This window comes from Myxococcus sp. AB036A (assembly GCF_006547355.1).
Classification (GTDB): domain Bacteria; phylum Myxococcota; class Myxococcia; order Myxococcales; family Myxococcaceae; genus Myxococcus; species Myxococcus virescens.
This window is the reverse complement of sequence record NZ_VHLC01000012.1, coordinates 111,358-130,937: the sequence shown is the minus strand read 5'-3', so window position 1 is coordinate 130,937 and position 19,580 is coordinate 111,358. Positions and strand designations below refer to the sequence as shown.

Genomic DNA, 19,580 nt, shown 5'->3' with positions numbered 1-19,580 from the left:
GCACTCTAGCGGCCTGACGCACCGCCGCACAGAGGTGGTCCGGACCCGCCCTGGCATTGGGGGCATGGCGGCAACTTGTGGCTTCACCCCGCACCGGGAAGGCGCCATCCTTCAGCCCTGAGCCATGCGGGGCAGGGGGCCATGAACCAGGGCGCGGCGCTGTACATCCATCCGGGCGTGAAGGTCCGTCCGTGCGAGTGGGGCTACGGCGTCTTCACGGACGCCTTCATCAAGGCGGGCGACCTCATCGAGGAATGCCACTACCTCAAGCTGCCGCGCGCCCTCTCGCAGAACCCCCAGCTCCAGGACTACGTCTTCCTGCTCCAGTGGGCCGCGCACGAGGTGCCCCGGGAGGGGGAGTGGGTGGCGCTCGTGCTGGGGTATGGGATGATCTACAACCACGCCCGAGAGCCCAACACGTCCTATCACCGCGAGGCGACCCGGGACGTCTTCTGCTACCACGCGCTGCGGGACATCCACCCCGGCGAGCAGCTCTGTATCAGCTACGGCGAGGACTGGTGGGCGTCCCGGGACCAGGGCGTCCCAGCCTGAGCGCCACCCCCAGGGCTCACGGGGCCAGCACCGAGCGGGGGGCGCCGGCAATCCGCCAGATGGCCCCGCCTGGAACGGTGGGGGCCCCAATTTTTCCCAGCCTCGCGGGCCGGTGTTCCCCCGTATGATGGACGGGTGACGGGGCGTCGTGACAAGGCGGGGCGGGGTGTCGGAGGGGGGAACGTCGCCTCGGACGAGACGGCGGCACGCGTCTACGGTATGGGCTCGCGGGCCAGGACCCACGTGGGTTTCCAATGACTGGCGGTGGCGCGAGCATGAGCGGCAGGGAGGTAACGGCGATGGCCGAGAGGAACGACTCGATGAGCGACAAGGCCGAGGACCGACGGGATTCGCCCCGGGTCCCCATGCGCCTGAAGGTGCGCCGGGAAGGCAGCTCGGAGGACTTCGAGCAGCATGAGGGAGACCTGTCCCTGGGCGGTTGCGCCTGGCAGGGCTCCGGTTGGGCGCAGGGGACGCGCGTGGAAGTGCGTTTCCGGCTGCCCATCCTTCCCGATGAGGTGGAAGCGAAGGGCGAGGTGCTCCAGGCCGCGCCGGGTGCCAACGGTCCGGCGGCGCGGGTCCGCTTCGTGGACCTGCCGGTGGAGTCCGAGCTGGCCATCGCGCGCCACCTGGATGATGTGCAGAGCGGCACGGCCCGCTCGTAACGGACTTCAATCCGGCTTCGTGTAGGAGGGCGTCATGGCGGACGAGATTCCCTGGGAGCGCCTGTTCGAGGAAGCCGCGCGCGTGCGAGCGCGCGCCCACGTGCCCTATTCGCGGTTCCCCGTAGGGGCCGCCGTCCTCTTTGCGGACGGCGCCGTGGTGGCCGGCTGCAACGTGGAGAACGCCACCTACGGGCTCACCGTCTGCGCGGAGCGCAATGCCTTCGCGGCGGCCGTGGCCCAGGGGCACACTCAGCCGGTGGCCGTGGCCATCGTCGTGGACACCCCCGAGCCCTGTCCTCCGTGTGGCATGTGCCGCCAGGTCATGGCCGAGTTTGGCGGGCAGGAACTGCCCGTGCGCAGCCGGACGCCCCAGGGCGGCGAGGCGCGCTACACCCTGGGAGGCCTGCTGCCGCATGCCTTCACCAAAGACTTCTTCTAGCGAGAGAGCCTGAGCACGCCGTGGATTTGCTCCTGACTGGTGGCACGGTTGTAACGATGAACCGCGAGCGCGAGGTGCTCGTGGATGCGGACGTCCTCGTACAGGATGGCCGCATCGCCAAGGTGGGCCGGGGCCTCAAGCCTCGCGGCACCCGGCGGGTGGTGGACGTAACGGGAAAGGTGGTGCTGCCGGGCCTCATCCACGGCCACCTCCACGCTTGTCAGACGCTCTTCCGTGGCCGCGCGGACGGGCTGGAGTTGCTGGACTGGCTCCGCGAGCGCATCTGGCCCTTCGAGGCCTCGCACGACGCCGCGTCCATGCGGGCCTCGGCGGACCTGACCTTCGCGGAGCTCATCCGCTCGGGCGCCACGGCGGCGCTCGATATGGGCAGCGTGTACCACTACGACGCCGTCTTCGAGTCGGCGCGGGACTCCGGCTTCCGGCTGGTGGGCGGCAAGGCGATGATGGACGCGGGCGCGGGCGTCCCCGCGGGCCTGCGCGAAAGCACCGAGGACTCCCTGAAGGAGAGCCTCGCCCTGAAGGAGCGCTGGCACGGCACGCACGGCGGCCGGCTGCGCTACGCCTTCGCCCCGCGCTTCGTGCTGTCCTGCACCCCGGAGCTGCTGCGCGAGGTGGCGCGGCTGGCCAAGGAGCACGGGCTGCGCATCCACACCCACGCCAGTGAGAACGCGAAGGAGACGGACGCGGTCCGCCAGTACACCGGCGGCGAGGACAACGTGGCCTTCTTCCACACGGTGGGGATGTCCGGCCCGCACGTGACGATGGCCCACTGCGTGTGGCTGTCCCAGGAGGAGCAGGACATCCTGCGCGACACCCGCACGGTGGTGTGCCACTGCCCCGGCTCCAACCTCAAGCTGGCGTCGGGCATCGCCAAGGTGCCGGAGCTGCTGGAGGCCGGCGTGGCGGTGGCGCTGGGCGCGGACGGCGCGCCCTGCAACAACACGCTCGACATCTTCTACGAGATGAAGCTCGCCGCGGTGATGCACAACCCGCGCGTGGGGCCGTGCGCGATGACGCCCATGCGCGTGCTGGAGATGGCCACGCTGCACGGCGCCCGGGCGCTGGGCCTGGAGGACGAGGTGGGCTCGCTGGAGCCCGGCAAGCGCGCCGACATCACCGTGGTGGACGTCAGCGGCCTGCACGCGGGCCCCACGCCCGAGGACGTGCTGGTGCCGCTGGTGCACTCCGCGCGGGGCAGCGACGTGGCGCACGTCTTCATCGACGGCCAGCCGGTGCTGCGCGATGGGGTGCTCACCACGTTGGACGCGCCCTCCGTCCTGGCGAACGCGAACGCGCAGGTGGCGCGCATCCTCAAGCGCCGCCAGAAGAAGGCGCGCAGCGGCTGAGGCTCAGGCCGGCAGCCGCAGCACGAAGGACGTGGACCAGCCGGGCACGTCCTCCACCGCCAACCGCCCGCCGTGGGCCTCCGCGGCGAGCCGGCAGAAGTAGAGCCCCAGGCCGTAGCCCCGGCGGCTGTTCCGCTCCGCGTCGGCCTGCTCGTACTTGTCGAAGATGCGCCCGCGCGCTTCTTCGGAGATGGGCGGGCCGTCGTTGCGCACCGCGAGCCAGCGGCCGTTCACATCCGCGCCGGCTTCCAGGCGCACCCTCCCGCCCGACGGGGCGTAGCGCAGGGCATTGGTGGTGAGGTTCTCCAGGACGCGGACCAGCAGGTCGGCGTCGCCCTCCAGCTCCAGTTGGACGGGGACCTCCGCGTCCAGGGTGAGCTTGCGCGCGCGGGCCACGCTCTCCAGGGAGCGGCGCACGTCCTCCACGATGCGCGTGGCGGGGAAGGTGGTCCGCTGCGGCTCCAGCCGGCCTTCCTCCAGGCGGGGCACGTCCAGGAGGTCGGAAATCATCCGGTCCAGCCGCGCAGTGACGGCCAGTCCCGTGCGGACGGACTCGCCGAGGATGCCCTGCTGGGGCACCTCCTGCTCCATCCACGACAAGGACAGCGTCAGCGCCGACAGGGGCGAGCGCAGGTCGTGGACCAGGAACTCGGTCAGCTGTTCCTTGTCCCGTTGCAGCCGCTGCAACTCGGCGTTCTGTGCCTGGGCGTCCGTGAGCATGCGCTCAATCGTGCGGCGCGCCTCCTCCACTTCCTGGAAGCGGCGGGCCTCCAGCGCCCGGTCCACTTCCAGGCGGGAGAGCGTCACCGCCAGGTTGCGCAGCCGCCCGGTGCCGTAGTGGCTCACCACGGCCACCAGCACCAGCGCCACCACGGCGATGGCCACCGCGCCCCAGCCCACGTTCGCCTGCCGCATGAGCGCAGCCTGAGCCACGGCGGACAACAGCGCGGTGCCGTAGACGACGGTGCCTCGCATGCCCAGCCCGCTCAGGGCGACGACGAGCGCGAACAGGCCCAGGCTGAAGCCCGCCACACCCGCGGGAAAGGGCGAGACGGGCAGGGCCGTGGACTGAAGCCAGTACACGAGCCCCACGTCCACCAGGGACTGCACCGCGCCCAGGCCCCGGGCCACGCGCCGCTGGCGGAGCATGAACAGCACGCCGGCGACCGAGGCGTAGAGGCCCAACGCCGGTGGGTACATCCCCCAGTCCCGGCCTCCGGCCAGCCACAGGGTGGTGCTGATGGCCAGGAACAGGGCCGCGCCGACGAGCCGCACCGCCGCGCCCGCGCCGACGACGCTCCTCCGCTGGGCGTCCATGGCCCGGGACATCGTCTCTTCGAGCGGGCCGGGCACGGGAGGTGGAGACGTCACGAGGCGTGGTTTTTCCCTGCTTCCTTCGTGGCTTGCAAGCCCTGCCGCCTATCGTGCGGAAGCGGACGGACGGGCGGGCGTAGCGCGGGCGGGCTCCATTTTCCGACGTGGAACCGTCACGTCACGCTTTTGGAAACGCCGCAATCGCCTTAGGTAGAAGCGCGTAAGCACTGAGAAGACATTGGGACTGTGTCTGCTTGCTCGCCCCGGGGATCGTGTAAGGTGGCTGCAAGTAGGTCTGGACGGAGGTAGACCGCCGATATGTGGCAACGATTCAAGAGAGCAATGCGCAGCTTCGCCGGGTTCTTCGTCTCCTCCATCGAGGACCCGGAGTTGATTCTCGAGCAGAACGTCCGTGACCTGAACGACCAGGTCCCGAAGATGAACGAGTCCATCGCCATGGTCCGGGCGAACGTGACGCTGCTGGAGAAGGAGAACGCCAAGTACCAGGACGACGTGCGCTCGCTGACGGCCAAGGTGAAGGCCGCCATCCAGGCGGGCCGTGACGACCTGGCCGCGCAGTACGCCTCCAAGCTCCAGATTGAGAAGGACGCGCTGGCCCGCAACGAGCAGCAGCTGGCCACGGCCCGCCAGGCGTACGAGAAGGCCCTGTCGGTGAAGAAGGCGTTCATGCGCGAGAAGGAGCGCAAGACGCAGGAGGCCATGAACGCCATCCGCGAGGCGCGCCGCGCCAAGTGGCAGGCCAAGGTGGCCGACACGATGGAGTCCTTCACCGTGGCGGGCATCGACTCGACCCACGATGAGATGCTGCGCAAGGTGCAGGAGAAGTCCGCCATCAACGAGGCCCGCATGCAGATGGCCCTCGAGTCGGTGGACCACACCGCGGCGTCCATCGAGGAAGAGGCCGAGAAGATCCAGGCCAACGAGCTGGTGAAGCAGTTCAAGATGGAGATGGGGCTCGTCAGCAGCCCGGCGCCGGTGTCCGAGGTGGGCAGCGGTCCGGAGAAGACCATCGGCAAGAAGGTCGGCGTCGAGTAGTCCGTCTTGAATGAGGCTCCACCGCGGTCCAGGTCTCTTCCTCTTCCTGTTCCTCTGTGTGCTCGGCGCGAGCTATGCGCTCGCGTCGCGCATGGGGTACCTGGACCGCTTGCAGGAGCGGTACTTCCCGTCCACGCGTGAGGCGGTCCGTCTGTCGCCGGGAGATTTCCCGGCCGGCGTGGCGGCCCCGGTGGCGGACGTGGCCTCCGTGCCCCTGCGGCCGGTGCTCATCGGCTTCAGCCCGCGCGGTGCCTCCGCGGGCCTGCTGGTGGCGACGGGGGGGGCCACCACCCTGGACAACCCGGTGCCTCCGCCCGGCGCGGCGCAGGGGCTGCTGAAGACGGCCTATGCGCTGGACGCGCGGGCGGTGCTCTTCGCCAAGGAAGAGGACCTGCGCCACGCGCTGTCGATTGGCGCGGAGAACGGCGGCGTGGACATGGCCACCCTGTCCGTCGACCGGCTGGCCGCGTGGGCGCCGTTGCTGCGGGACGCCGCGCCTCGCACGCTGCTGCTGGTTGGGCGCAGCCGGGGGCAGGAGGCCCTGGCCGCGGTGGGCGTGCCGGACCTCGCCTCCCTGCGTGGCAGGCGATTGGGCGTGTATCCGTATGGCTCGTCGCACTACTTCGCGCTGTGGTTGCTGTCGCGCGTGGGGCTGCGCATCACGGACGTGCGCTGGGTGGAACTCCCCACCACCTTGGATGCGGGCCGGGCGTTGCGCGAGGGCCGGGCGGACGCGGTGGTGGGGCTGTGGGGTGACGTGGAGCTGGCGGCTCGGGACCGGGGCGGCGCGGTGCTGGCGACGACGGCGGATGCGCCGCACCTGGTGGCCACGGTGCTGGTCGCCAGGGGGGACTTCGCGGCCCGCTACCCGGATGCTGTGCGGCGGGTGCTGCGGGGGCTCCTGGACGCGGGGCAGAACGTGTTGAAGGACCCGACGGCGGGGGCCCGGATGCTGGGGGAGGTGGCGCCGTACCTGGGCGACCCCATTGAAGCCATCCGCAGCGCGCCGCCGGCCACGCTGGCGGACAATCGGGCCTTCTTCGGGCTTTCCGGCGAGGCGCCTGTCACCTATGACGAGCTCTTCCAGAGCGCCGCGGCGCTCTTCCAGAAGTTGAAGCAAGGGCCTCCGGTGCCTCCCGCGGAGGACACGAAGGATTTGGGGGCTTTGAAGTACGTGTCGGAGGCTCGCGGCCCCTGACGCTGGAGGACGGACGTGGCGAAGTCGCCGAACTACATCAAGGCCGCCTTCATGATGCCCGCCAACCTGGTGGGGCTGGGCACGGCGGCTGCCTCGGCGGCCATGACGGGTGAGCCGCTGCCCATGCTGGTGGCGCTGGGTCTGGAAGGCCTCTACCTGGGCGTCATGTCGTCCATGAAGCGCTTCCAGCGGGCGGTGCGGGCGAACACGCTCGACGACCCGGAAGCGGCGCGCAAGGCGCTGGACGCGCTCCAGGCGGACCTGGCGCCCTCTCAGCGCGAGCACTACCAGCAGCTCGTCGGGCTGAAGGAGAAGATCCTCGCCAACTACCGGAAGCTGCCGGGCGGCAAGGTGCTGGAGGCGGACAGCGAGCCCCGGTTGGATGCGCTGCTGACGTCCTTCCTGCGGCTCATCTCCACGCTGAACCAGTACCGCACGTACCTGAACAGCTCCGACCGCGAGCACCTGCAGCGCGAGGTGGCGGAGCTGGAGGTGGACGTGGCGGGGGAGACGAACCCGCGGCTGAAGGACGTGAAGCAGAACCGCGTGGACATCCTCCGCAAGCGGCTGGCGCGCTTCGAACAGGCCGGTGAGAGCCGCGAGGTGGTGAGCCACCAGTTGGCGGGCATCGAGGACCTGATGCGGCTGACGCACGAGCAATCCGTGGCCATCCGCGACCCGGAGGTCGTCAACCGCCAGCTCACCATGCTGAGCGCGGAGGCGGAGGCCACCGAGGAGTCCGTGCGGCAGATGGAGCAGTTCCTCGAGTTCTCCGAGGAGACGCGGGGCCCGCTGCCCCACGGCAGCCGGGTGCGTTGAATCTCCACGGCTGGGGGCCGTCTCCTGGCCGTCGCCTGCCCATCATCCGGGCTCCTGGACTGGCTCTGGAGCCTCCACGAATCGGTTGACTCTCCGCCCCAGGCAGCCTGAGGTGCCCGCATGCTCCGCCGAGTCTGGCTTCCGTCCCTCCTCCTCGTGCTCGCCGTCGCGGGCTGCTCCCGTTGTGGCAAGGACGTGGACCCCGCCGCCCCGGCCGCGACTGTGGGGGTGGCTCGCTACCTGCCGCGCGACGCGCAGGCCGCCGTGGTCATCAATGACCTGGGAGCGCTGGGAGAGAAGCTCGCCCGCTTCCAGAAGCTGAAGGCCGCCTCGTTCGCCGCGCAGCTCCAGAACTTCTCCACCGCGGAAGGCTACGTCTCCGCGGTGATGCGCCAGATTGGCGTGGACCTGCGCAGCCGCCAGGCGCTCGAAACGGCCGGCATCGCGCCAGAGCTCGGCGCGGGCGCGGCGTTCCTCGGGGGCAACCGAGCCATCTCCGTGGTGGGCGTCAAGGACGCGGGCAAGCTCGAGGAGACGTTCGGCAACTTCGCGCGCAGCCGCCTGGGCGCGTCCGACAAGAAGCAGTCCTCCGTGGACGGTGGGGACCTGGTCACCTTCAGCAGGCCCGGCAGCGCCACGCCCGCGCTGGGCATCTTCTTCGTGAAGGGGACGCGCTTCGCGCTGCTGGGCGCGGGGGCCACCGCCGCCACGTTGGGGACGCTGGCCACGCAGCCGGAAGAGCGCTCGCTCGCGAAGGAGCCGGTGATGGCGGCGTCGCTGCAACGGCTCCCGGCCCAGCGTGACTTCCACGTCTGGCTCCCGGGCGGCGCCGGGCTCGTGCCGCCGGGCACCGTCCAGGGCGTCACGCTCACGGGCCGCATCGAGGACCGCGCGGTGACGCTGAACGCGGACGCGCCCTGGCCGGATACCCAGGCGTCCCTGGCGGCGCTGGACGCGGTGGCGCCCGCCGCGAGCACGCTCCTCACCGCGCTGCCCGCCGACAGCTTCCTGGTGGCCCAGTTCCGCGGGGACGCGTCGCACCTCGACGGCGTGTGGCCCTATCTGGCCGGCGGCTACCTGACCCGGGCGGTGCAGAACAGCGGCCTCAACGTGAAAACGGAGCTGCTCGACAACCTCAAGCCGGGCACGGTGCTGGGCCTGTCACTGTCGCCCACCGTGAATCTGGGCGCGGGCATGCCGGTGCTGGATTTGCGCCGCACCAACCCCTTCCGCTTCGTCCACCTGGTGGCGCTCGCGGACGCCGAGGACGCCCCGAAGATGCAGTCCACGCTGGAGCAGCTGCCGCGCATCGCGGAGAACTTCGGCGCGAAGGTGGAGGCGTCGGAGCTGAGCGGCCAGCGCGTGTACCTCACGTCCTACCGCGCGGGCGAAGGCGCGCACTTCGCGCTCGCGCCCAACGGCCGGCTGGTGGTGGCCTCGCCCAAGGCGCGGCTGGAGTCCACGCTGGCCTCGCTCGCGAAGCCCTCGGGCGACGGGCCGGTGGCCGCGGACCTGAAGGACGCTGGCAAGGACGCGGCCTTCAGCGCCGTGCTGGACTTGCGGCGCCTGTCGGACGCGGTGAAGAACCTGCCGTCGGAGGCCTGGGGCATTGGCGGCTTCGCCATCAAGGCCACCACCGTGCGCTGGCTGGAGGCCGTGGATGACCTGCGCGCCGTGACGCTGGCCGTGTCCCGCAAGGACAAGGCGCTCCAGGCGGAGCTGTCCCTGCGCCTGGCGCCCTCCGCCGCCACCTCCAGCCCGTCGGCCGCGCCGTGATTCAAGCCCGGGACGTCGTGAAGACGTACGTGGACGGTGATGGCACCCAGGTGCGTGTGCTCGACGGCATGTCGCTGGACGTGACGCAAGGGGAGTTCGTCGCGGTGGTGGGCTCGTCCGGCAGCGGGAAGTCCACGCTGCTCCACCTGCTGGGCGGCCTGGACGTCGACTACCGCGGCGACATCCGCGTGGGCGGTGTGACGCTGCGGGGCCTGGGCGACAAGGCCCTGGCGCACTTCCGCAACACGCACGTGGGCTTCGTCTTCCAGTCCTTCCACCTCATCCCCAACCTCTCCGCGGTGGAGAACGTGCTGTTGCCGTCGCACTTCGGCGTGGCGCCCCCGGATGCCCGCAAGCGCGCGGAGGCGCTGCTGGAGCGCGTGGGCCTGGGCGCGAAGAAGGACCGCGCGCCGGTGCGCCTGTCCGGCGGCGAGCGGCAGCGCGTAGCCATTGCCCGCGCCCTGTTCGGCAAGCCCCGCCTGCTGCTGTGCGACGAGCCCACGGGCAACCTGGACGCGGCGACGGGTACGGGCGTCATCGCCTTGTTCCAGGAGCTGCACCGCGAAGGGCTCACCGTGTTGTGCGTCACCCATGAAGAACGGATGAGCGCGGCGGCCAAGCGCGTGCTGCGGCTCAAGGACGGGCAGCTCGTGGAGGAGCGCGCGGGGCTTCAGGTGGCCACGGGAGGTGCGCCATGAGGCTGGACGCACTGTCCCGGCTGGTCCGGCTGAGCCTCGCCCGCGAGCGCAAGGGGGCGTTCTTCTCCGCCTTCGGCGTGGCCATGGGCGTGGGCGCGCTGGTGTTCTTCGTGGGCCTGGGCCTGGGCGTTGGCCGGGTCATCAAGGAGAAGGTCTTCCCCACGGACGCGCGGCTGGTGGACGTGGTGCCTCCGGCGGTGTCGCTGGGCTCGCTGCTGGGCGGAGGCAAGCTGGACGCGCCCACGGTGGAGCGCCTGCGCGAGCTGCCCGGCGTGGAGGCCGCCTACCGGAAGATGAACGTGCGCGTGCCCGCGGTGACGCGCTACGACGGCGTCTTCTTCGGCACCCGGCTCCGCATGGGCATGGAGGTGCTGGCCCTGGGCGTGGAGCCGGCGCTGGTGCAGGGCGACGTGCAACTGGGCGAGTTCAAGGACGCGGGGGAGGGGCAGCCGATTCCGGCGCTCGTGTCCACGCGGCTCCTGGAGCTGTACAACAAGACGTTCGCTCCGGCGCGCAAGCTGCCACAGCTCTCCGCCAACATGCTGGTGGGCTTCGGCTTCCCGGTGGAGTTCAACCGCTCCTACGTGGCCGCGGCGTCCGCGTCGGGGCCCACGCAGTCCGGGCAGGCGCAGGTGGTGGGGGCGTCGGACCGGGCGCTGCTGGCCGGCATCACCATTCCGCTGGACGCGGCCATCCGCCTCAACCGCGCGTTCGGCGTGGACGCGGAGAACTACTCCGGTGTCACGTTGGTGGCCACGGACCCGTCGCAGGTGCCCGTCATCGTGGACGCGGTGAAGGGCATGGGGCTGGAAATCGATGACCAGGAGCGCCGGATGGCGGAGAACTCGGGCGCGGCGGTGGCGCTCACCACGTCCGCGCTGGCGCTGCTGTCCCTGCTCATCTGCATCCTCGCTGCGGTGAACATCGCCCACGCGCTGTCCGCCTCCGTCCGGGCGCGCGCCAAGGAGATTGGCGTCATGCAGGCGGTGGGGGCCTCTCGCGCGGACATCCGCGCCATCGTCCTGGCCGAGGCCGCCGTGGTGGGGCTCGCGGGCGGCGCCGCGGGAACCATCGCCGCGCTGCTGCTGGCCCTGGGCGTCAACCGCCTGGCGGCGGGTTACCTGCCCAACTTCCCCTTCAAGCCCGACAGTTTCTTCTCCTTCCCCTGGCCGGTGGTGGCCGGAGGTGTCGCCCTGGGGCTCGTCGCCGCGCTCGCGGGCGCGTACTTCCCCAGTCGCCGTGCCGCCGCCACCGACCCCGCCCGGACGCTCGCCGGATGACACTTCCTTCTCGCAAGACGCTGCTTGGCAATGCGCTGAGCTTGATGGCCATCGCCTGGATTTACGGAGGCGACCTCTCCGACGCCGTGCGCGCCCGCACCGCGGACGTGTCCGCCTTCATGACGGTGCCCTCCCTGGAACGGCCCGCCGTGGTGCTGGCCGTGGCCGCGGTGGCCGCGCTCGCGTTCGTCGTGGGCCTGCTCCAGCGCAAGGAGGATGGCTTCAAGGGCTACCGGCTGCTGCCCATCGTCCTGGTGGGTGCGCTTTTCGTGGACCTGGTGCTGTCGGAGAGCCGTACGCCGCTGACGTCCACGGACATCGCGTCCATGGCGCTCCAGCGCTTCCACCAATCGGCGCAGGAACGTACCTCCGCGCTGGAGGTACCGGATGACCCGCGCCTCCTCCAGTCCCTGCTGGAGGAACTGGGCCGGCCGCCGTACCTCGTGCGAGGGGAGTCACTCCCGGCGTACACCCTCCAGGTCAGAAAGGACTGCGAGGGGCCTGTGCGAGATGCGCCCGGCGTGCGTGCCGGGACGATTCTCTACTGCGTGGCGCCAGAGCGGCAGGGCGCCTGGGTGACGATGGTGGGCCTCCCCGCGGAGGAGCGCTTCGGCCCGCCGGCCGTCGTGTCCGTCGCGGGCGAGGCGCGCTTCCTGTTGGTTCGCCCCATTCCAACCGATGAAGCGGAGCCAGGAACCGCATTCCGCGACAGCCTTGCTGCCCCACCGTCACCCGCCGGTGACACGGACGCGGGTTCTCCTCGGGCCGGGCCCTGATCCGCCGCCTGCCTGCCTGGTCAGTTTGGGCGGGGCTTTCACGAGGTTGACCCCTTGGAGCCCCGATCGATAGGCTCGCCGAGAACGGACCCTCCCCCACGTGACGACCACTCAACCGAAGCGGCAGCCCATCCCGTTTGGGAAGTACCTCCTTCTGGACCGCATCAACATTGGCGGCATGGCGGAGGTGTGGCGCGGGAAGCAGTTCGGCGCGAGCGGCTTTGAGCGGCTCGTCGCCATCAAGCGCATCCTCCCCAACATCGCGGAGGACGACGAGTTCATCTCGATGTTCATCGACGAGGCGAAGATCAGCGTCCAGCTGACCCACGCCAACGTCGCGTCCATCTACGAGCTGGGCAACATCCTCGGCAGCTACTTCATCTCGATGGAGTACATCCCCGGCAAGGACATGCGGGCCATCTTCGACCGGTGCCGGAAGAAGGGGGAGCCCGCTCCGGTGCCGCTGGTGGCCTTCTGCGTGTCCAAGATGTGCGAGGGCCTGGACTACGCCCACCGGAAGAAGGACGGGATGGGGCGGGACATGAACATCGTCCACCGCGACATCTCGCCGCAGAACGTCCTCATCTCCTATGAGGGCGAGGTCAAGGTCATCGACTTCGGCATCGCGAAGGCGGCCGGCAAGGCGACCAAGACGCAGGCTGGCATCCTCAAGGGCAAGTTCGGCTACATGAGCCCGGAGCAGATCCGCGGCCTGCCGTTGGACCGGCGCTCGGACGTGTTCGCCATTGGCGTGTGCCTCTACGAGATGCTGACCGGTGAGCGCCTCTTCGTGGGCGACAGCGACTTCAGCGTGCTGGAGAAGGTGCGCAAGGCGGAGGTGCCGTCGCCCAGCACGTACAACCGGCGCATCCCGGAGACGCTGGAGCGAATCGTCCTCAAGGCGTTGGCCAAGGACGTGGACGAGCGCTACCAGTACGCCAGCGAGCTGGGCGACGACCTGCAGCGCTTCCTCATCACCAGCGACACCATCTTCAGCCGCAAGGACCTGGCGCAGTACATGAAGTCCACGTTCGCGGAGGACGTGGAGCGAGAGAAGCAGCGCCTGCTGGACTACGCGGACATCAAGCCGCCCGAAGGCATGCAGGCCGCGCTGGAAGCCGCGTCCTTCAACAGCCCCATCATGCCCTCCGCGCCGCCGCCAGCGCCCGTTCCGGTGGTGCAGCCGGTGGCGCCGCAGCCCCGGATGACGGGCTCCATGCCGACGGTGCCTCCAGGGGGCGTGCGCCGCTCGCCCACGCTGGCCGCGCTGCCGAAGCTGACGGCCGCCACCGCCGCGCCTCCTCCCGACGAGGACGAGGGCGGGGCGACGCAGCTCGTCTCCAGCGACCATGAGTTCGCGGACACGCCAGAGCCCACCACGCAGCCGGGGGCCGCCGTCGGGCGTGCCATCACCCCGCTGGAGGTGCCGTCGACGCCGGGTCACGACGCGGACGACGAGCCCGTCAGCGGCAGGACGGCGGTCATTTCGCCGCCCGCGCCCCTGTCGCCTCCCGTCGGCCCGCCACGGCTGTCGCACGCGAACATCCCCGTGGTGCGGCCGTCCATGTCCGTGCCCACGCTGTCGCCCTCGGACGCGCCGCCGCCGCCCGCCTCGGCTGCCACGTCCCGGACGAGTCGGGGTGGGGGCTTGCCGCGGATGACGCGGGATGTGCAGGTGCTCGACGCCTCGCAGGCCGCGGCCCGCCCGTTGCCGCCAATGGCCCCCGTGGCTCCGCCCGCGCCGGTGGCCCCCGCGTATGACGATGAAGACGACGGGGATGCCCCGGAGCGGACCACCGGCGCGACGCCGTCCGTGGGCGGCCGAGCACCCATTCCGAGGAAGGTGCTCTTCGGTGGCATCGGCGCGGTCGCCGTGCTCCTGCTAGCGCTGATCGGCTGGGCGGTGTCGGGGCCCGGTGTGGGCTACGTGCTGGTGGACCTGCAGGGCGTGCCCTCGGAGGTCCGCAACCGCGTGCAGGTGCGCCTGGACACGCAACTGGTGCCCCTGGAGGGTGGCAGCGCGACGCTCCTGCGCGAGGTGCCCGCCGGCAAGGTCATGGTGGTGGTGAGCGCGGAGGGCTACAACACCTTCACGAAGACGGTGGAGGTCGCCGAGGGGAAGGACGTCACGCCCGTGCAGGCGGTGCTGGAGAGCCTGGTGCGCACCGCGGCGTTGGTGCTGACGACGGAGCCCGCCACGGCCGAGGTGAAGGTGGATGGCCGGGTGGTGCGCGAGCAGGGCAAGTCGGCGGCCTACATCAAGGACGTGCCCCTCAGCGGGCCGGAGTGGGTGGTGGAGGTGAGTGCCCCGGGCCACAAGCCCGTGTCCAAGCGGGTGCCGGTATCCGGCGGTGGGCCGGTGGAGGTGTCGCTCAAGCTGGAGCCAGTGGTGACGCGGGTGTCGGTGAAGGTGGAGTCCAAGCCGGCCGGTGCCACCATCTTCGTGGACGGCAAGGACATGGGCGCCACCACGCCCGCCGTCGTCCAGGTGCCACCCAGCGCGCGGCAGCTCACCCTGAAGCTGAAGTGCCACAACGAGGCCGAGGTGGACGTCCCGGACGCAGCGCCAGGCAATGAGCCGGCCACCGCGAGCGTTTCCCTCAAGCGGCAGCCGCGCTGCCGTTAGCCGAAGGCCCGCTTCCCGCGAAGGGGGCGGGCGCGCCAGCTCCCCTGTGGGTGGAGCGAGAGGAGGCGGGAGTTCGTGAGCAAGGTGCGCAAGGTGAACAAGGCGGATCCCCTGGCGGATCTTCCTCGCTGGGCCCAGCAGTTGGCCCGGAAGTACTACACGAAGACGGTCAGCGCCTTCCTGCTGTACGGGGCCGTGCGGGACTTGCAGCCCCTGCAGCTCGAGGAGGGCGGCCGCGGCTTCGGCACGCTGAAGACGTTCCTCTCCGAGGAGCTCTTCGGCGGCCGGGACCACGTCATCTTCTATGACCGGTCGTCCGGCATCCGCTCCGCGACGCCGGAGACGCAGAAGGACCTGCAGCGGGCCATGGCGGGCTACGACGCCATGTACGGCACCGACTACGCCAAGGTCATGCCGAGAGACCCGGGCCGCGCGCTCCAGATTCTGGAGAACTTCATGCGCATGCGCCTGAGCGAGGGCCGCTCGTTGGCGCTCATCGTCGACTTCGCGGAGACGCTCGTTCCCGGCGGAGAGATGAGCCACCTCTCCAGCGAGGACCGCTTCGTGGTGGCCACGTTGGACAAGTGGGCGCACGACCCGCAGTTCCTCGCGTCCGACGTGTCCGTGGTGCTGCTGGCGGAGAACCTGGCGGACGTGTCGCCGCGCATCAGCCGCAACCCGTACGTGGCGCCCATCGAGCTGCCCCTTCCCACCGAGGAGGAGCGGCTGGAGTACGTGCGCTACAAGCTGGAGGGCAAGCGGCTCCAGTCCGTGTCGGACGTGCCGCTGGCGGGCCTGGCGAAGATGACGGCGGGTTTGTCCCGCATCAACCTGGACCGCGTGCTCACCGAGGCGCTCGAGCGCGAGGTGCGCATCACCTCCGAGCTGCTCAAGGAGAAGAAGCGCGAAATCATCCAGGCGGAGTGCCACGGCCTGCTGGAGTTCATCGAGCCGGTGCACACGCTGGACGCCGTGGCGGGACACGCCAAGGCCAAGCAGATGCTGCGGCAGGCCGCCGGGGCCCTGAAGAAGGGGCGCCTGGAGGTCATGCCCATGGGCTACCTGCTGTCGGGCCCCGTGGGCACGGGCAAGACGTTCATGGTGAGCTGCTTCGCCGGGGAGATTGGAATCCCCGTGGTGAAGTTCCTCAACTTCCGCAGCCAGTGGCAGGGCGTCACCGAGGCGAACCTCGAAAAGATTTTCAACCTGCTCAAGGCCTTGTGGCCGGTGGCGGTGATGATTGACGAGGCGGATACGTTCCTCGGCAACCGTGACTCCGGCGGAGACTCCGGGACGAGCAGCCGCGTGTTCGGCTCCATCGCCTCGTTCATGGGCAACACGTTCTACCGCGGGAAGATTGTCTGGTTCCTGATGACGGCGCGGCCGGACCTGCTGCCCATCGACCTCAAGCGGCAGGGGCGCGCGGAGGAGCACCTGGCGCTCTTCTATCCGCAGACGGACGCGGAGCGGGACGAGCTGTTCCAGGTCATGTCCAAGAAGACGGGCGTGTCCGTGGAAGGCATCGAATCCTTCTCCACGCTGATTCCGGAGGGCGTGCGCGCCTTCAGCGGCGCGGACATCGAAGCCGTCATGGTGCGCTCGAAGTTCCGCGCGCTGGCGGAGGGCCGCGAGGCGGTGACGAAGGACGACCTGGCCGCGGTGCTCGCGGACTTCGTGCCCCCCAGCTACCCGCTGGAAATCGAGCTGCAGAACCTGGTGGCGGTGCAGGAGTGCACCAGCCGCGAGCTGCTGCCCGAGGGCTTCCGCCAACTGGACCGGGACTACATCACCCGGCGCGTGCGCGAGCTGAAGGCGCTGCTGGAGTCGCAGTAGCCGGTGCCGCCTCACGCCCAGGCGCTTGTCCTGGGCGCACGGCCCGTTGAGACTTGGGACATGGCTGCTGGCCCCACTGCTCCGCGTTCCTGGTTCGCGTACTCCCTCGACCTGGCCCCGGTGATTGCGCACGAGCGCCTCCCGGGGCTCCCGCCCATTCCCGACGTGCTGGAGGGCGAGCTGGCCGAGGCGCTCGACGTGGACGTCGTCTACGACGTGGCGTCGGCGGCCTGGGGCGGGAAGGTGGCCCGGCTGGTGGATGCGCCGGGCCACAAGCTCCCCGGCATGCTCCGCCGCGTTCCCGCGGACGCCTGGGACGCGCTGGCCCGCCTGGAGTCCGCCATGGCGGGCGCCACCGAGGTCCGGCAGGTGAAGGTGCGCACCTTCACCGGGGCCGTGCTCAGCGCCCAGGTCTTCACGCCCGCGGCTCCCGCGACGCCCGCTCAGGGGCTCGTGAGTGAGGCCTTCCTCGTCACCCTGGCGCTGTCGGCCGAGGAGGCCGGGCTGTCCCCAGACCACGTGGAGCGGCTCCAGGCCGAGGCCCGAATCGTCCAGGCCCTCCAAAAGGCGGGTCCCGAGGCCCTGAACCCTTCGAAAGGCCCTGGAAAGAAGGGTTAGGCGGGTATCCAGGTGCGAAACGACCCCCGGATTCTTTTTCTTCGTAAGAAAACGGAGCCGTGACGCAACTTGGTGCGCCGGACGGCCGACGATGAGGGACGGGGCTCCACCTCGTGCCTCACCTCGTCGGCCCCGAGGACATTCAGGATGACGCTGCGACCCACCACGACGCGAGCCGTTCCCCCGCGCCCGGCATCGGCCGCTTCGCCCCTCAATTCCGTCACCACGCCTGGAGGAAGCTGGAGACGCTCGACGGCCCGTGAGGTGCCCATCAACGAGCTCCAGGAGAAGTTCGGCTGGAAGGATGACAGCTGGCAGGTGGGGTTGATGCAGGCCGCTGACGCGGCGGGCAGCAAGACGCGCGGTGGCAACGGGCAGGTGTCCGCGGCGGAGCTGGAGAGCTACCTGGCCGCGCCCGAGGACGGGCAGTACCTGACGTCCACCGCGCTTCAGCAGAAGCGCTCCTCGCTGGACGCGAAGCTCGCGCAGGGAAATGGCTCCGCGGTGGGCGTGGACGCCTTCGAGCGTGGCTGGCAGGCCACGGTGGCCCGGCGCGCGGACCTGCTGGGGGGCAACGGAGACGGCCAGCTCAGCGCGGAGGAGCTGGACGCGTTCATCCAGGCGTCGAAGGCGGGCAAGCACGCGGACACCCGCTGGGTGCCGGACCAGCAGATGGCCGCGTTCCAGAGCCGCGTGGCCGAAGCGGCCGGAGAGCTGGACCCGCTGCGTCCAGCCGGAGCGCAGGGCTCGGAGGGGCTCAGCCTGGTGAAGGAGTACTCGCGCCTGGCGCTGGACCAGGGGGCGAACGTCCCCACCGTCGTGAGCTACATGCTGTCCGCGTCGGACATCCAGGAGACGCCCGCGACGGTGTCCCGGCTGGAGAGCACCTTCGTTCGCGACCCCGAGCTGGGCCGCAACGGCGTCACTGACTCCGACTACACGCGGACGGGCTTCGACCGGGGCCACATGAAGCCGGCGGAGGACTCGCCCACGCAGGAGGCGATGAACGAGAGCCACCTGATGACCAACATCGCCCCCCAACACGGCAACCACAACCAGCAGGTGTGGCGCACGCTGGAGCAGGGCGTCTCCGGTCTCGTGAACTCGCTGGGGGGCAAGGCGTACATCCTCACCGGCAACCTGTACCTGGATGACAAGGGACAGCCGCTGCCTCCTGAAAAGCGGGAGACGACGGGGGCGGGTGAGCGCCGCCTCGCCGTGCCCACGCACAACTTCAAGACGGTCCTCCACGAGCTGCCGAACGGCAGCCTCACGATGTACGCGTACCTCGTGCCCAATATGAAGGACGGGCCGTCGAAGAAGGAGGACATCCTCCCGCTGCTCGATTCGCACCGCGTGCCCGTGGACCGCATCGAGGAGTTGCTGGGGCAGGACCTCTACGCAAACCTGCCCAAGCGGGTGCAGGACAAGCTGGAGAAGGGCACGTCGGCCGAAGGCGTCTTCCAGCGCAACAGCCTGTACTTCGCCGCCAGCCTGTTCCGTTTCGCGCCCGGCAACTGACGCGGGGCTTCGCGGCCTGGGGCTCGCTTCCGGGGGAAGCGCGGGCTCACGCCACGGGGCGCGGTACGCCCAGGTGCGGGTCGTCCACGTGCTCGACGACGGCCACGCGGTCTCCCACGGAGAGCGCGTCGTGCAGCACGCGCACGGCCTCGTTCGAGTGGCGGATGCAGCCGTGCGAGACATCCGTGCCCAGGAGGGCGGGGGCGTTCGTTCCGTGCAGCTCTTCACCGGAGTGCCGGCCATCCGCCCAGGAGAGGTCGAGCATGCGCACGCCGAAGACATGGCGGTCGTTCCACAGCCGTGCGCCGGCCGCTTCGGTGGCCAGTTGATCCAGCTTCGTGCGGACCACCTTGAGCCCGGTGCGGGTAGGGGAGGCCGCGGCGCCCGTGGCGTTGGGGAAGATGTCCACGAGTTGTCCACGGGTGTCGAAGAGGAAGGTCCGGTGCTCGCGGAGGGCCACCACCACGCGGACCTGTTGTCCGTCGAAGAAGGCGGAAGGCAGTCCCCGTGTCTGCCCACGCGTCCCTGGCGCTGGCGCCAGTGCATCCAGCGCGCGCAGCGTGGCGGCATCCAGCGCGCCCGTGGGGAGGACGGCGGGGAAGGTGCGCGAGGCGTGGACCTGGAAGTTGCGCAGGGCGCGGGTGGTGTGCGGGCCGTGGCGTCCGTCCGCGCCGCCGTGCAGGGCGAAGCCCATGTCGAGCAGGGCGGCCTGTACGGCGCGGAGGCCCTCGCCCTGGCTGCCGGGGCCGAGGACCTGGGCCCCTGACGCGACGTCCGCCAGTTGGGGCAGTCCGATGAAGCGCGCGTTGTCAGGGGGCGCTGGAGTGCGCGCGGGCCGGTCCACGCCTTCCGGAGGCAAGGGCGTCCCGGACCGTGGACGTGCATCCAGCGAGGGCTGAGGACCTTGGTCGACGGTGACACGGGAGGCGGGCTTGGGACTGCGTGCCGTCTTCCCGAGGGCGGGTGTTGATACCGCGTCCGGGACGTCAGGCGGAAGGAACGAGATACGTGGCTCGGGTGGCGAGATGGATGAGGTCATCCC

Annotated in this window: 17 protein-coding genes; 15 read left to right on the top strand and 2 right to left on the bottom strand. The window is 70.4% G+C overall.

The annotated features are described in order from the left end of the window. Positions 1-141 precede the first annotated feature (141 nt). The 4 genes from FL344_RS07830 to FL344_RS07815 all read left to right on the top strand — a co-directional run bounded on the left by FL344_RS07830 (position 142) and on the right by FL344_RS07815 (position 3,023). Entirely contained in the window at positions 142-552 is a 411-nt protein-coding gene (locus tag FL344_RS07830; protein ID WP_141592612.1) for an SET domain-containing protein-lysine N-methyltransferase, read from the top strand. Between the two features lie 299 nt (positions 553-851). Next, complete coding sequence (locus FL344_RS07825) at positions 852-1,217, top strand: TIGR02266 family protein (RefSeq protein ID WP_043611561.1); 366 nt, start codon at positions 852-854, stop codon at positions 1,215-1,217. Between the two features lie 34 nt (positions 1,218-1,251). Beyond that, complete coding sequence (locus FL344_RS07820) at positions 1,252-1,656, top strand: cytidine deaminase (RefSeq protein ID WP_011555658.1); 405 nt, start codon at positions 1,252-1,254, stop codon at positions 1,654-1,656. 20 nt (positions 1,657-1,676) lie between these two features. Continuing rightward, positions 1,677-3,023, top strand: coding sequence for a 5'-deoxyadenosine deaminase (locus tag FL344_RS07815; protein ID WP_011555657.1), 1,347 nt, complete (start codon positions 1,677-1,679; stop codon positions 3,021-3,023). A gap of 3 nt (positions 3,024-3,026) precedes the next feature. Here the strand turns inward: FL344_RS07815 and FL344_RS07810 are convergent, their stop codons facing one another. Beyond that, positions 3,027-4,394, bottom strand: a complete 1,368-nt coding sequence (locus FL344_RS07810) for a sensor histidine kinase KdpD (protein ID WP_141618062.1) — start codon at positions 4,392-4,394, stop codon at positions 3,027-3,029. A 261-nt stretch (positions 4,395-4,655) separates the two neighbouring features. Between FL344_RS07810 and FL344_RS07805 the strand changes: the two genes are divergently transcribed. From FL344_RS07805 to FL344_RS07755, 11 genes are all read left to right on the top strand, one after another. Then, positions 4,656-5,393 carry a PspA/IM30 family protein gene (locus FL344_RS07805; protein ID WP_011555655.1) on the top strand — a complete coding sequence of 246 codons (738 nt, stop codon included), beginning with the start codon at positions 4,656-4,658 and terminating at the stop codon, positions 5,391-5,393. A 10-nt stretch (positions 5,394-5,403) separates the two neighbouring features. Beyond that, positions 5,404-6,591 carry an ABC transporter substrate-binding protein gene (locus FL344_RS07800; RefSeq protein WP_141618061.1) on the top strand — a complete coding sequence of 396 codons (1,188 nt, stop codon included), beginning with the start codon at positions 5,404-5,406 and terminating at the stop codon, positions 6,589-6,591. Positions 6,592-6,606: 15 nt separating this feature from the next. Further along, positions 6,607-7,410 carry a hypothetical protein gene (locus FL344_RS07795; protein WP_011555653.1) on the top strand — a complete coding sequence of 268 codons (804 nt, stop codon included), beginning with the start codon at positions 6,607-6,609 and terminating at the stop codon, positions 7,408-7,410. Positions 7,411-7,530: 120 nt separating this feature from the next. Continuing rightward, entirely contained in the window at positions 7,531-9,186 is a 1,656-nt protein-coding gene (locus FL344_RS07790; protein ID WP_141618060.1) for a hypothetical protein, read from the top strand. Continuing rightward, the gene (locus tag FL344_RS07785) at positions 9,183-9,884 is read left to right on the top strand and encodes an ABC transporter ATP-binding protein (RefSeq protein ID WP_141618059.1); all 702 of its coding nucleotides are present in this window, start codon (positions 9,183-9,185) and stop codon (positions 9,882-9,884) included. The genes FL344_RS07790 and FL344_RS07785 overlap by 4 nt, the downstream gene beginning before the upstream one ends. Then, complete coding sequence (locus tag FL344_RS07780) at positions 9,881-11,164, top strand: ABC transporter permease (RefSeq protein ID WP_141618058.1); 1,284 nt, start codon at positions 9,881-9,883, stop codon at positions 11,162-11,164. The genes FL344_RS07785 and FL344_RS07780 overlap by 4 nt, the downstream gene beginning before the upstream one ends. After that, positions 11,161-11,940, top strand: a complete 780-nt coding sequence (locus FL344_RS07775) for a hypothetical protein (protein WP_141618057.1) — start codon at positions 11,161-11,163, stop codon at positions 11,938-11,940. The genes FL344_RS07780 and FL344_RS07775 overlap by 4 nt, the downstream gene beginning before the upstream one ends. Before the next feature lie 100 nt (positions 11,941-12,040). Beyond that, positions 12,041-14,566 (top strand): serine/threonine-protein kinase, encoded by a 2,526-nt coding sequence (locus FL344_RS07770; protein WP_141618056.1) that lies wholly within the window; start codon positions 12,041-12,043, stop codon positions 14,564-14,566. 75 nt (positions 14,567-14,641) lie between these two features. Beyond that, the gene (locus tag FL344_RS07765; RefSeq protein WP_011555647.1) at positions 14,642-16,399 is read left to right on the top strand and encodes an ATP-binding protein; all 1,758 of its coding nucleotides are present in this window, start codon (positions 14,642-14,644) and stop codon (positions 16,397-16,399) included. Between the two features lie 60 nt (positions 16,400-16,459). After that, positions 16,460-17,017, top strand: coding sequence for a gamma-glutamylcyclotransferase (locus tag FL344_RS07760; protein WP_194858544.1), 558 nt, complete (start codon positions 16,460-16,462; stop codon positions 17,015-17,017). 69 nt (positions 17,018-17,086) lie between these two features. Continuing rightward, the gene (locus FL344_RS07755; protein ID WP_141618054.1) at positions 17,087-18,538 is read left to right on the top strand and encodes a DNA/RNA non-specific endonuclease; all 1,452 of its coding nucleotides are present in this window, start codon (positions 17,087-17,089) and stop codon (positions 18,536-18,538) included. A gap of 46 nt (positions 18,539-18,584) precedes the next feature. On the opposite strand, the gene FL344_RS07750 is transcribed toward FL344_RS07755, so the two are convergent. After that, positions 18,585-19,577, bottom strand: a complete 993-nt coding sequence (locus tag FL344_RS07750) for a L,D-transpeptidase family protein (RefSeq protein WP_141618053.1) — start codon at positions 19,575-19,577, stop codon at positions 18,585-18,587. Positions 19,578-19,580 lie beyond the last annotated feature (3 nt).

Coding starts and splice junctions, on each gene's coding strand:
- FL344_RS07830 (WP_141592612.1), top strand. CDS start 142: ATGAACCAGGGCGCGGCGCTGTACATCCATCCGGGCGTGAAGGTCCGT.
- FL344_RS07825 (WP_043611561.1), top strand. CDS start 852: ATGGCCGAGAGGAACGACTCGATGAGCGACAAGGCCGAGGACCGACGG.
- FL344_RS07820 (WP_011555658.1), top strand. CDS start 1,252: ATGGCGGACGAGATTCCCTGGGAGCGCCTGTTCGAGGAAGCCGCGCGC.
- FL344_RS07805 (WP_011555655.1), top strand. CDS start 4,656: ATGTGGCAACGATTCAAGAGAGCAATGCGCAGCTTCGCCGGGTTCTTC.
- FL344_RS07800 (WP_141618061.1), top strand. CDS start 5,404: ATGAGGCTCCACCGCGGTCCAGGTCTCTTCCTCTTCCTGTTCCTCTGT.
- FL344_RS07790 (WP_141618060.1), top strand. CDS start 7,531: ATGCTCCGCCGAGTCTGGCTTCCGTCCCTCCTCCTCGTGCTCGCCGTC.
- FL344_RS07780 (WP_141618058.1), top strand. CDS start 9,881: ATGAGGCTGGACGCACTGTCCCGGCTGGTCCGGCTGAGCCTCGCCCGC.
- FL344_RS07775 (WP_141618057.1), top strand. CDS start 11,161: ATGACACTTCCTTCTCGCAAGACGCTGCTTGGCAATGCGCTGAGCTTG.
- FL344_RS07760 (WP_194858544.1), top strand. CDS start 16,460: ATGGCTGCTGGCCCCACTGCTCCGCGTTCCTGGTTCGCGTACTCCCTC.
- FL344_RS07750 (WP_141618053.1), bottom strand. CDS start 19,577: ATGACCTCATCCATCTCGCCACCCGAGCCACGTATCTCGTTCCTTCCG.